Genomic DNA, 13970 nt, shown 5'->3' with positions numbered 1-13970 from the left:
GCTCCCAGGTCCCCGACCTGGTTGAACAGGGTGGCTTCCAGCACGGTGCTGGCCGCCCCTTGCAACGTCTGCCGCAGATGCTCGTCGAACTCGCCGCCGGCGATGGCCGTCTGTAGCCCGGCGTCGACCACGGCCTGCGAGGCGCGCTGGCCGACAAAGCGCCCGGTATCGCCCCAATCGCTCAGATTGAAGCCGGTAGTCTGGCCGTTGGCGATGTCCGTGGAACCGCCCCAGACAGTGTCCAGCCCTTGCGCGGCGCCCGCCGAGGCGGCGGCGATCAACGCACCTTTGAGGCTGTCGGAGGAGAGCGTGTCATCGAACGTGGCGCCCAGGTCGCCACGATTGTTGATCAGGCTGATCGCGCCGGTGGCGGCCAGGGAGGCTGCACCAGCACCGACCGCAGCGGCAGCCATAGCACCTGCGGCCGTCGTGGTCGATACCATGCCTGCGGCTGCCGGGCCCACCACGGCGGCAGCGACAATGGCAATGGCTAGCGCCGCGCCAGCCCCAAGCCCCGATTGGCTGTAGTCCCAACTGTCGTGGATCTCCTTGACCGCACGCCAGTCGACATCGCCGCGATCTTCCATCGTCTTGAGCCAAGCGAGGTCGGGATCGGCAGTGACCATGGCGTCGATGGTCTGGCTGACCGTCTGCTGGTCGATGTGGCTAACGTCGATGTTGAGGCCGTTGGCTGCCTGGATCAGCGTCTGCCCTTGGGCGAGCAGCTCACTCTGGCGCAGCGTCTGGTCGGTCTGGCCTTTACCCTTGGCCGACTGCCACGCCCAATTGCTCTTGCTCTTCTCATGAGACTCTGTGTGAGTATCCAGTGCCCCGGCGAAGGTGATGCCGCCGCCGCTGGTGAGGCTGAGGTCCCCACCGCTATCCAGCCTGGCGGCCTCGTAAGTCTGGTTCCCGCCGCTGGCGATGGTGAGGTCACCACCGGTCTCGACGGTCGTCCCGACCGCGCGGGTGTCGGTGACTTCGTCGCGCTTCATCGATTTGCGACTGATCATCCCGCCACTCTTTTTCTTCTTGTAGTAGTAGTGGTAGTCCTCATCGTTGGCAGCTACGAGCGCTACATCGTTGCCGCCGACCAGATAGGCCTGATCACCAGCCTTGAGACGGCTGGCCTGCGCAGTCAGGTCATTGCCCGCAATCAGGGAGAGATCGCCGCCGGCGCTGAGTTCGCTTCCCTGCTGGCGCGTATGGGTGTCGACGACATCCTTGCGGGTTCGAGAAGATCGGTAGTGATGCTCTTTGTTGTGTACATCGGCCGCCGAGCGTACACGAAGATCGCGTCCCGCCAGTGCCGAAAGATCGTTTCGGGCATCGACACGGCTGGCAACGATATCGATGTCACGTCCCGCCGCCAGATGGATGTCACGTGCCGATGTCACGCGGCTGGCCTGCTGTTCGACGCTCGAGGAGCGCCGATAACCCCGCGTGAAGTCCTCTCCACGAACGTCCTGCACCGCAGCGAGGTTCAGGTCACGCCCAGCGTAGAGATCGATGTCGCCACCGCTGACGAGATCCGCTCGGTTGATCAGATCTCGTCCTGCCGAGACGCTTAGCCCATCGGTCGCCGCAATCAGCCCTCCCTGTCCCAGGAAGGTCTCGTATTTCAGCGCGCTACCGCTCTCGACGGTGGATCTGTCGTTGACGATGTCGCCCTTGAGCGTGGTGAGGTCGACGGTTCTGCCACGGATCTCGCCCGCGATGTTGTTGTAGATATTGTCCTTCGCGGTCAACGTCAGGTTGTTACCCGCCGCCATCAGCCCCGCCTGCAAGATGCTGCCGCCGCTACGGGCATTGAGGTCGCGCGAAGCGCGAATCGTGCCGACGTTGGCGAGATCGTCACCGGCGATCAGGTCGATATCACGGCCCTGGATCAAGCTGTTGCCGCGTACGTTGCGTGCGTCCACCTTGGCCAGGTAGAGCACCGGCGCCAGTACGGTTTCTCCCGCTACCTGCTGGGGCTCCAGCCAGACGATATCGTGGGTCAACGCTGCCGTCTGAGAGGGCGTCAGCGCGACCCCCGGCGTCAGGTTCAAGGCATCGCTCGCGGCGATGGCGTTGTCCATCAGATAGCGGTACTGGTCTCCATCATCGGTCAAGCGCGCATCGAGGAATCGGCTACCCGTCTGCGCCTGAACGGCATCACGAATCAGCCGTGATTCATAACGTCCATCACCGAGCAGTCGGTAGGCGCTGTCATCGGTATAACCCAGCTTGTCGAGTAGATAACCCGATCCTTTGACCCGATCGACCGAGGTAAATTCGGGATTGGTCTCTACCAGGTAGTGGCTCTTGGGCGACGGATTCTGGATGAAGAGCCCGTAATCGCCTTGGGGAAGCCTGAAAGTGGGGAGTTTGGCTGGGACGACGCGCTCGAAATCCGCGTTACTGTAGTCGACAGGGGTGAAAGACACCTCTACCGGCGTATTGCGTTGGACACCGATCGCCTCACTGCCGTCATCGCCGCGTGGCAGGAGAGCCATATCCTGCTTGGCAACCTCTCTGTCACCATCTGAGCCCGCTCCGGGGGGAAGAGAGGCCTCTAGAGGTATGTTGCGCTGCACAGTGATCGCCTCACTGCCGTCGCCGTCACGTGACAAGAGAGCCGGATCGCGCTTGGCTATGGTTCTACCACTGTCCGGAACCGCTGCGGGAGGAAGAGATGTACCTACGGATATGTTGCGCTGCACAGTGATCGCCTCACGGCCGTCATCACCGCGTGACAAGAGAAGCGGATCGCGCTTGGCAATGGCGCCGCCATTACCCGGAACTTCTGTGGGGGAGTGGTCTCTTTCGATATCCGCACGCACGCCATCGGCATCCGACCAGGAGTCGACACTCGAGTCGATGGCCTTGGCGTCACGCGCTTGCACGGAGCGGGCCGTGTTTTGACTATCCGCCTTGCGATATGTCTGGGCGACGATGTCGTTCGACACGCCAGCCACATCCGTCTTGGCATAAGCCCCCTCATGACGCAGAGACGGCTGCTCAGCGCCGTTCGTGTCGTCTACGTCACGCCTAGCGGCCGCAGCGCCAGAGCTGCCATCGACAACTCGATAACCAATATCGTCGGAAGATCCCGAAGGCTTCTTACGTTGTGCCTTTTCCTTATCGATTGCCGCAATGACAGCAGGCGTATCGGTTCTCTTTGTCGGCGTGTAGTCTAGCCTGATAACGGATTCTTCCGATTCATTATTAGCTAGTTTTCCGCTTATCTGAGAGCGCTTCTGCGTAGAAATATCGCCATTATCGATACGTTGGGAGGCTTCGATGGAAACTCGATTGCCTGCCTGGACCGTTGCAACCGCAGAATCACCGTCCGGGGTATTTATCGTATTGTCGTGAATCAGATCAAGATACGATCTTCCCTTGATATATTCGTCGAAATCTTCCCTAACCAAAGGAGTCGGTAGGGGGTTCCCTTGATCATCCAGGCCGTTGGCCGCATTCCAGGGATCAATGAAATTTCTGTAGAAGCGCTTCTCTTGGGAAGTTTCACCATCATGGCCTCCAAGAACGACAGCATATCGCCGTTCCCTCGACGCACTCCCTGTGGAAGCACCGGTGTTCTCGAACGAGCCGGTTCTCAGTCTGAGATCGCGATTGGCTCCTATCAGACTATAGCGATTGGATACGCTGCCTTGGCTGTCGATATCAAGATCTCGTCCCGCCAGCAGCGTGGCAATAGGGCTGTTCCGGGTGATTTGCGTTTCGCTAGTCTCGGTCATGATATAGTCGAAACAGCGGTGATAATTGCAACCATATCGTGGACCGCGCTCGATTTTTCCTCCCGTAGCGCGTTTTCTTAGCTCGAACACATCTCGTGTATTGATCACATTATCGACATGTAGCTGAATATCCCCCTCGGCCTCGATCGTGCCGGATCGGTTTTCCAGGCGGTCGGCGCGCGAACCTTGGTCATCCCGCGCGACATCGAGATTGCCGGCGCTATAGATGTCGGCATATCGGTTGAAGAGATGTTTGCCCCGGAGTGTCATGTCCCCGCCGGAAAACAGCAGCGTGTCGGCCTGATTGTCGATGCTTCCCCGACTGACCAATCTCAGGTTCTGCTGGCTACCGAGTGTGCCGCGGTTGTCGATGCCTGCCGCTTCGATGTCGACATTGCCGGACCCGATGAGCCGTCCCAGATTGTCCAGTGTTCCTGACAGGCGGTAGGTGGCGTTGCCGCCGCTGGCGAGACGCCCACCCTGCTGAGAGAGATCATCGCCGGCGACATGCGTATCCCGCCGGGAAGAGATATGGCCCGAGTTGATGATGTCGCCATGGCTCGTCAGCCTGAGATCACCATTGGCGAGCAGCTCACCGGCGTTATCGAGACTGGCGGCTTCGAGCGTCAAATCATCCGCACTGGCGAGACGCTCGTCGGCAGCCAATGTCATCGCACCTTGAGTGACGAGTTCCAGCGGCCCGTTGGCTTGCCACCCGCCTATGTCCTCGATATCGTCGACCCGCGCCTTCAAGGCGCCCGTCCCCTCGAGCTCTCCATTGGCGTTGTCGATAGCGGCCAGCGCCAGGTCGAACAATCCGCTCCCCGCGTGAATCACGCTGCCGGCCGTATTGATCAGTTGTGCCGCCTTCAGCGCCATGTCCCGGCTGGCGAGCTCGATACTCCCCTGGCGATTGTCCAGCGCACCGCTCACGCTCACCTCGCTCTGCGCTCCGCCCAGCGCTCGCAGGCTTCCCGACCGGTTGTTCAACGTGCCGGCATCCAGCGTCAGGCCATGTTGGGCCTCGACGACGCCATTGCTGTTGTCGAGGTCACCGGCTACGAGGCGCACGATATCGCCCGCCATCTGGCCGTTGTGGTTGTCGACCTTTGGCGGGTCGATATCCAGCATCCCCTTGGCGATCATGCGCCCGCCATCGTTGCCCAGGTAGCGCTGCAGCACGACCTTGAGCCGTCCCGCGAGGCTAGCCACCAGGCCGTCGTCACCGTTGTCGAACGTCTCACCGCTGAGGTCGATCTGGCTGCCCTGCATCACACCACTGCGGTTATCGCCTTGCACCGCCTTCACCACGAGGTCACCGCCACGCGACAGCATCTGTCCATCGCGGTTGTCCAGCGTGCGTGTGTCTACCGCAACCCCCGCGGTGTCGCCGACGAGTTGCCCCTGCTCACGGTTGTCGAGTGCGGGCGTCGTGATCGTCAGCCGATTTCCTCGGATCGAGCCCGCGCGGTTATCGAGCTTGCCGGATCGCCCTTCGATCGCCACTTCACCGCCATCGGCTTCGATCAAGCCGTTGCGGTTAGCGATGTCGCCGAGCAGGTCGAGTACGATGCCACCCTGGCCACCCAGCAGGGCGCCGCTGTCATTGCGCAGCGCCCCTTGCTGCATATGGATGGCATCCGCCACCACCGCGCCATGGCGATTGTCGAGATGGTCGATGGCTAGATCGATGACGCCTTCGGCTTGAATCTGGCCGTTGTCATTGACCAGCGTATCGCCTCGAATCAGTGCCCCTGCCTTGCCTGCCGCGACCAGACCGCCCTCGCGGTTGTCCAACGTCCCGGCCTGAAGGTCGAGGCGGTCCGCCAGGATTTGGCCGGCGCGGTTGTCCAGTGACGCCGTGTCGGCCTTCAAATGGCTCGCCAACAGGGTGCCGCCTCGATTGGAAAGCGGGATGCCACCGGGGAGCGAGAGCTGTCCGTGACGTGCTTCTACACGTCCCGCATCGTTATCGAGCCCCTGCGATAGCGTCAGCGTGGCGTCTCCTCGGGCAGCACTGACGACACCCTGGTCACCATTGTTCAGCGTGGCGGCCGTCATCTGAACGTCGCGGCCGAGCAGGTGCCCGCCCTGATTGCCGACCTCGGCCGCTTCGAGAGTGAGCCTCTGCTTGGCTTGGATCTGGCCGCCAGCATTGGCGAGTGCATGGCGGACACGCAGTTCTGCCGCGGCGGCCAGGGCCGCGATCAATCCGCCGCTATTGACGATGGCGCCGACACCGACATCGAGCGCACGGCCGGCCAGCGTGCCACGGGTGTTATCCAGCACACCCTGGCCACTTAGGCGCAGATTGCCCTGGCCGGCAACGATCTTGCCGGCGCGGTTGGCCGTATCTCCCTGGACATCGAGATCGATAGCACGCGCGGTGATGACGCCGCCGGTGTTGGTCAAGGCCGCGGCTTTCAGACCGGCGTTGCCCAACCCCGCTTGCAGGTGACCCTGAGCGTTGTCGAGCACCTGCGAAATATCGATGTTCAGATCGCCCTGCTCGGCGCTGACGATCCCTTGCCGATTGTTCAACCTGGTGGCACTGACCCCAACCCGGTCGGCCACCAGCGTGCCGCCCGTATTGTCGAAAGCTCCCTGGCTTTCGACATCCAGCGAGTCCAGCGCCTGCAGCTTACCGCCGGCGTTACTGAGGGCCTCGGTGCCAACGAGCTTTAGATTGCCTGCGTCGGCTGAGACGAGCCCTCCCTTGGCGTTGAGGAAAGTGCCTGTCTTCAGGGTCACGCTTGCCGCGCGCAGCGTGGCGGCCGTGTTATCCAGCAACTTGCCCAGGGTCACGTTCAGCGCACCGGCGGCGACTGCGCTGCCAGCGTGGTTGTCCAACGCGTTGTCGAGGGTCAGATCGATCCGTTGCCCCGCCAGAGCGCCGCGACCGTTGCGCATGTCGACAGCGGTGACACCGAGGCTGCCTTTCGCTGCCCGAAGCGTGCCCTCTGAGTTGTCGAGAACGCCCCGCGTGTGCAGATCGAGCGTGCCGTGCTCGGCGCTGATGATGCCGCCGGCGTTGCTCAAGCCCCTGTTGCTCAGCGCCACGTCATCGGCGACGACGATGCCTTTGTCGTTGCTGAGACTCCGCGAATCGACCTCGAGCGTCTTGCCTGCCTGGAGCCGGCCCTGGGTATTGTCGAGCGCACCGGTGACAGCGAGATCGGCCGAGGCGCCAGTGGCAGAGATCAGCCCTTCGCGATTGGAGAGCGACGCCGCGTTCAGCGTTAATCGATCGGCCAGGATGCTGCCGCGACGGCTGCTCAGGTCACCGCCTCGATAACTCAGCGCACCCGTGGCCTGAAGGGTGCCATCGTCGTTGTTCAGGCGTTGCGACACGACGAGTTCGGCATCTCCGCGCTCGGCGCTGACGATGCCGCCCGCTGCGTTGTCCATCGCCCGAGCGTCGAGTGTGAGCGTGTCGGCGATGAAGCGTCCCTGACGATTGGCAACATCGTCGGCTGTCACGGATAGGTTCTTGGCGGCCTGGATCTGCCCGCCGGCATTGTCGAGAGCGCTATCGGCATGGATGTCCATATCGCCGGTCAGCGCGGCGATCAGGCCTTTCGCATTCCCGCCCAGCGCCCCGGTCAGAAGTGAGACGGCGTGGCCCGACAGCGTGCCCGCGCCGTTGTCGAGTTCGCCGGACACATCCAGGGTCAGATCGCCATTCTTCGCCACGACCAGACCATCGCCGTTGACCATGTCGCCTGCCGCATGCAGCGCGATCTCATCGGCCGCAACGACGCCCTCGCTATTGTCGGCGGTCCCCAGGGTGATCTCCGCGCGCCCTTCCCGCGCCTGCAGGTGGCCGCCTCGGTTGTCCAGCAGGCCGGAAAGTTTGACAGCGATATCGCCCTGCTCGGCGCTAACGATACCCGTGTGGTTGTTCAGGGAATCGCTCTCGATATCGAGGCGGTCGGCAATGATGGTGCCGGACTGGTTGTCGATGCCGTTCTTGGCGGCGAGCGTCAGTTGGTGCAGCGCCTGCAGTTGACCACTCGCGTTATTGATCGCGCCGCGGGAGAGCATTCTCAGATCACCGTCATCGGCCGACACCAGCCCCTCGGCATTGGCCTCGAGCGATCCGACATCGAGCTGAACCGCGTCTCCGCGCAGCACGCCACGCGTATTGTCCAGCGCCCCACCGGCGGTGATGGCCAGCGCCGCGCCTTCAGCGGCGAGGCGTCCACCACCATTGTCGAGGGTGTGGGTTATGTCGGCCTGAATCTGCTGCCCGATCAGATCGCCGCTGTGGTTGGCAAAGCTACCGGCAACGAGCGAGACGACCCCCTTGAGCGCTTGCAGTAGCCCGCCGCCGTTGTCGAACGCGCCGGAGACATCGAGCTGGAGATCATCCTGGTCGGCGCTGATGGCGCCGCCCCGATTGACTATCTTCGCAGTGTCGATCGCCACGCCGTTGGCCACCAGCGTGCCATCCGCGTTGTCCAGCGTGGTGGCATGAACACTCAGCGAGTCCTGCGCCTGAATTTGCCCCCCGGTATTGTCGAGGACACCACCCACCTCAATGGCGGCAGCGGTGGCGTTGGCAGCGATCAGGCCACCCGTATTGGCCAGCGAAGCCGAAGAGAGCACGAGCGCATCGGCGACGATTCGGCCTTGGCGATTGCTGAGTTCTCCACCGCGGTATTGCAGTCGCCCGGATGCCTGGAGATGGCCGCCGTCGTTATCGAGACGCTGGCTCAATGTCAGTGTCGCGTCGCCCTGATCGGCGCTGACGATCCCCGCATCCCCATTGTCCAGAGCCGTGCCGGAGAGCGTGATGTCACGAGCGAGCAGACGGCCATTGCGATTACTGATCTCGCCTGCGTCGAGCGACAGCGATCGTGCGGCCTGAACGAGCCCGCTATCGTTGCCGAATGCATGCTGTATATCGGCCTCGAGGTCTCCGATACGGGCACCGATCATGCCCGCCTGACCATTTGCCAGCGATGCCGCGACGAGATCGAGCGCATCGCCCAGCAACAAGCCACCCTGGTTGAGCAGAGCGCTGCCCGTTTTCACCGCGAGATTCCCCGCCCCGGCGACGATACGGCCCTGATCGTTGTCGATATCTTCCTGCGCATCGAGGGTGACCGCATTGGCGGACACGACGCCCCGGGTATTGGTGAAGGCACCGATATCGAGATGGGCATCTCCGGCCAGCGCCTGCAGATGACCGTCACTGTTGTCTAGCTTCCGATCCAGCGCGACCGCCAGCTCGCCCTGCTCGGCGCTGATCACGCCATGTCCGTTGTCGAGCGCCTCGCCGCGGATGTCGATCTGATCCGCGATCACGTGCCCCGCCTGGTTGTCGATTGCAGCGCCGCTGTTCAGTGCCAGCCGGTGCCGCGCCTGAAGCTGGCCACCGGCATTGCTCAGCAAGCCCTTGGCGGTGATATCAAGGTCCCCCTGCTCGGCCGATATCAGGCCAGTTCGATTGCCACTGAGTTCACCCACGTCGAGATGGACGTTCTGGCCCAGCATCACCCCCTGGGTATTGTCGATTCCGCCGGCAGCCCCGATCCGGGTATTACCCTGCTCGGCCACCAGCCAGCCGCCAACATTATCGATGTCACTCGACGTCTGGAGATACAGATCACCCTGCGTCGCCGCCATCTGTCCCGCGGTGTTGGCGATGCCATCCTTTGCGCCGACAGTGAGTGACGTCGCCGAGATATCGCCGTGCTCATTGGTGAGCGTTCCGGTCGCCAGTCGCATGGCACCCGACAGGGCCTCCATCCGCCCTTCGCTGTTGTCGAGCGCGCCGTCGAGGTGGATGTCGAGTGCGCCCTGATCGGCACTGATACCACCCTTGCGGTTGTGCAGCGAGCGGCCCTCGATATCGATATCCTGGGCGACGAGGACGCCATCCTGATTGCCGATATCGCCGCCCGCCGTCAGCGCCAGATGGTGTGCTGCCTGCAGCTGGCCACCGCGGTTGTCGAGCCCTGCGGCGACCTCGATGGCGAGAACCTCCGACTCGGCACTGATGGTTCCCTTCTGGTTGCTCAGACTGTGGCCACGCATGTCGATGCGCTGTGCTATCAAGGTAGCGGCATTCGTGGAGACGTCGGACTCGCTGGTCAGCGTCAAGCCACCGGCTGCCTGAATCTGCCCACCCGCACTATCGAGCACGCCCGGCGTGACGAGTTCGAGATCGCCATTGTCTGCCGAGAGCAGGCCACCTCGGTTACCCGCCAGCGCACCGATTTCCAGATTTACTTCGCCACCACGCAACACGCCCTCGGTGTTGTCGACCGCTCCCGCCGTGACAACACGAAGCGCCTCATCACCGGCATCGATCGACCCGCCGACGTTGCCGAGTGCACCCGCGCCATCCACGACGAGCGAACCCTGACCGGCGAGGAGATGGCCGCTGCCGTTATCGATGTCGCCCCGGCTAGAGACGTTCACCGCCCGGGCGGAGACCACGCCGTGCTGGTTGGAGAGTGCGCCAACGTCCAGGTCGGCATCCCCGGAAATGGCTTGCAGATGACCTTTCGTGTTATCGAGCCGCTTGTTGAGACTGACGCTCAGGCCTGCTTTCTCGGCACTGACCGCACCTCCCCGGTTGCTCAGGGCGCGACTGGCGACTGCGATACCGTCGGCAACCATGGTGCCGAGGTCATTGATAATGTCGCTATCGCTATTCAGTATCAGCCGATGCAGGGCCTGAAGCTGACCACCGACATTGCTCAACAAGCCCTTGGCAATGATGCCAAGCTCCCCCTTCTCGGCGGATATCAGGCCTTCTGCATTGCCGCTCAGCTCACCCACGTCGAGATGGACGTTCTGGCCCAGTATCGCGCCCTGGGTATTGTCGATTCCGCCAGTAACCGCAACCCTTGCGTCACCCTGCTCGGCCACCAGCCGACCGCCCGCGTTATCGATGTCGCCCGACGCCTGGAGATGCAGCTCGCCCTGCGTCGTCGTCATCTGCCCTGCGGCGTTGGCGATGCCATCCTCTGCGGCGACAGTGATTGACGCCGCCGAGATATTCCCCTGCTCATTGGTGAGCGTTCCAATCGCCAGTTGCATGGCATCCGACTGGGCCCGTATCCGCCCTCCGCTGTTGTCGAGCGCGTCGTCAAGGTGGATGCCGAGCGCGCCCTGACCGGCGCTGATACTTCCCTTGCGGTTGTGCAGCGAGCGACCCTCGATATCGATACTTTGGGCAACGAGGACACCCTCCTGGTTGCCGATATCGCCGCCCGACGTCAGCGCCAGATGGCGTGCCGCCTGCAGCTGGCCACTGCCGTTGTCGAGCGCGTCGTCGAGGTGGATGCCGAGTGCGCCCTGTTCGGCGCTGATAGCACCCTTGCGGTTGTGCAGCGAGCGGCCCTCGATATCGATACCCTGGGCGACGAGGACGCCATCCTGATTGCCGATATCGCCACCCGCCGTCAGCGCCAGATGGCGTGCCGCCTGCAGCTGGCCACCGCGGTTGTCGAGCCCTGCGGCGACCTCGATGGCGAGAGCCTGCGCCTCGGCACTGATGGTCCCACCCTGGTTACTCAGGCTGTGACCGCGCACGTCGATGCGTTTCGCCATCAAGGTGGCGGCGTCCGTGGAGATGTCGGACTCGCTGGTCAGCGTCAAGTCACCGGCTGCCTGAATCTGCCCGCCCGCGGTATCGAGCGTGCCCGGCGAGACGAGTTCGAGATCGCCATTGTCTGCCGAGATCAACCCGCCACGGTTGCCCGCCAGCGCGCCGACTTCGAGATTGACCGCTCCCCCGCGCAACACGCCATCGGCGTTGTCGACCGCTCCCGCCGTGACCACCTGAAGCGCCTCATCGCCGGCATCGATCGACCCGCCGACATTGCCGAGTGCACCCGCGCCATCCACGACGAGAGCGCCCTGACCGGCGAAGAGATGGCCGCTGCCGTTATCGATGTCGCCCCGGCTAGAGACATTCACCGCCCGGGCGGAGACCACGCCGTGCTGGTTGGAGAGTGCGCCGACATCCAGGTCGGCATCCCCGGAAATGGCTTGCAGATGACCTTTCGTGTTATCGAGCCGCTTCTTGAGACTGACGCTCAGGCCTCTCTTCTCGGCGCTGACGACTCCCTGGTGGTTCTGCAGCTCGGCGCCGGTGATATCGACCTGATCGGCAACGATGTTGCCGCTGCTGTTATCGATACCGCGCCCGGCAACGAGCGTCAGGTCGTGTTGTGCCTGCAATCGGCCGGCGGCACTGTTCAAGTCGCCCTGGGTGGTCAGGTCGAGATCGCCGTTGTCCGCGGAGATCAGGCCTTCTGCATTGCCCGTCAGCGCGCCGACCTCGAGATGGGCATCATGGCCACGAAGGACGCCGCGAGAGTTGCCGAGATCACCGCCGACATCGAGCGTCAGCGTCTCGGTAGTGGCCGCAAGACGCCCCTTGGTATTGTCCAGCGACTGCTTGATGCTGACGTCGGCGCTTCGTCCGAGGAGTTCGCCGCCACGGTTGTCGAGCGAGTCGCCTTCGAGGGTAAGGGTGTCGGCCAAGATCTTCCCGCTGCGATTGGAAACGTCCCCGCCGGTAAGGTGCAGGGCGCCGGTCGCCTGAAGCTGGCCCGAGGAGTTGTCGATCTGCCGATCGAAATCGAGCTTCGCACCGCCGGCCGAGGCATCGATCAGGCCACCATTGCGATTGCTCAGAGTCTGGCCAGCCATTGACAGCCCGTCAGCGTGAACCACGCCATCGTCATTCACGAGCTCGACGGCTTTCAGGTCGAGATCGCCAGCGTCGAGCAGGAATCGGCCCTTCTGGTTATCAAGACTATCGATATCGAGAATGACGTCCTGGCCGCTACCGAATCGCAGATCGCCCCGGTTGACGATCCGCGGCGCGCGCAGATCGAGGTCCCGCTCGGCCGCTATCGTGGCGTCGGACCGATCGTTATGCAGCGATGCGGTGTCGAGACTGACTCTCTGTCCCTGAATGGTGGCGGTGTTATCGATCGCATCGCGGGCCGTCACCGCAATCTCGTTGGCCAGCAGTTGCCCATGGTTGCTGGCGACACGTCCATCGATCTTCAGTTGCTGGGTGGCATCCAGCCGCCCGTGGTTGTCGATGCGATCGGCGCGCACCGTCAAGCGTCGTCCCTCGTGACGCTTACTCTCCTCGACACCGGCAATCACCTCTCCTCGCTGGGTGATCTTGCCGCCGGCTTCGAGAGAGATGTCGCCAGCGCTGGAGACATTGCTGTAGAGGGCCATGTCACCCGTGGCATCGATTGCCAATCGCCGCTCTCCACGTAGCTGTCCTTCAGCGTCGATGGACGCAGCCCGCACGTCCAGACGCCGCGCCGCGGCGGTGTCGGACAGTTCCAGATGCCCCGCGGCATCGATGAGGATATCCCCCGCACTGGCAGCCATATCGCCTGCCACGCGGACACCCACACCCGCTTCGGTGCCGATCAGGGAGATACGGTCGGCGTACATCCCCCCCAACGTCGAAGCGTCGAGGGCCAGAGCAGGCGTTGCTCCCTTACCCTCGCGTGGCGTCGCGGAGAGGTCACCGGCATCGACATCGTTGGCCCCGGTAACGATATTCAGCCGATGGGCGTGGATGTCGGCGTTGAGTTTGGCGGCGCGGGTGATGATGTCGAACTGGTCGACCTGGGTCGCGTCCAGCCCCAGCCCTTCGACAGCCACCCGCCCCTGCTCGACGGCATAGTGATCGAGTTCACCGTTTTCGACTATCGGCTTGCCGGTCGATAGCGTGACATGGGGACTGTTAATGAACCCGCAGCCGTCGCAAGTGATGCCATAGGGGTTGGCGACGACCACGTTGGCACGGGCTCCGGCCACCTCGGTATAGCCGGCCAAGCGACTGGGACTGCCACCGTTGACCTCGTTGACGATCAGGCTCGCTGCCCGATCTCTAAGGTTGGGGTTGCCGACGATCTTTCCGGCGAGTTGGGTGTCTTGCCATTTGGTCGTGGCGTTGTTGAGAATCAGCCCACGCTTGTCGACGTTGTAGTCACTGAAAGTATTGTGGGAAAGCCCCTTGCCATTGGGGGTCGCAATATCGATGACAGGAACGCCGTTACCAGCCTGGTCCAGATGCGTGTTGCCGCCGCCGGGGGACACGGCGATGCCCTCGGCCAGTACCAATACCGGATGCCAGAAGAGCGCATTGATCAGGGTGATGGCAAGGTAACGGAATCCGCTGGATTTGGCGTTCATTGCTGACTAGTCCCTTCGTCTCTTTTTGTGTTTCTT

At 62.9% G+C, this 13970-nt stretch carries 1 protein-coding gene; it reads right to left on the bottom strand.

The features are described from left to right. Positions 1-13934, bottom strand: a 13934-nt coding sequence (locus Q0602_RS12945) for a filamentous hemagglutinin N-terminal domain-containing protein (RefSeq protein ID WP_298843919.1), incomplete at its 3' end; no start/stop codon positions are given. Between the last annotated feature and the right edge of the window lie 36 nt (positions 13935-13970).

It is taken from the genome of uncultured Salinicola sp., from assembly GCF_937921195.1.
In the GTDB taxonomy this organism is placed as follows: Bacteria; Pseudomonadota; Gammaproteobacteria; order Pseudomonadales; family Halomonadaceae; genus Salinicola.
The sequence above is the reverse complement of the archived record's forward strand: the minus strand, read 5'-3'. Positions and strand labels throughout refer to the sequence as shown.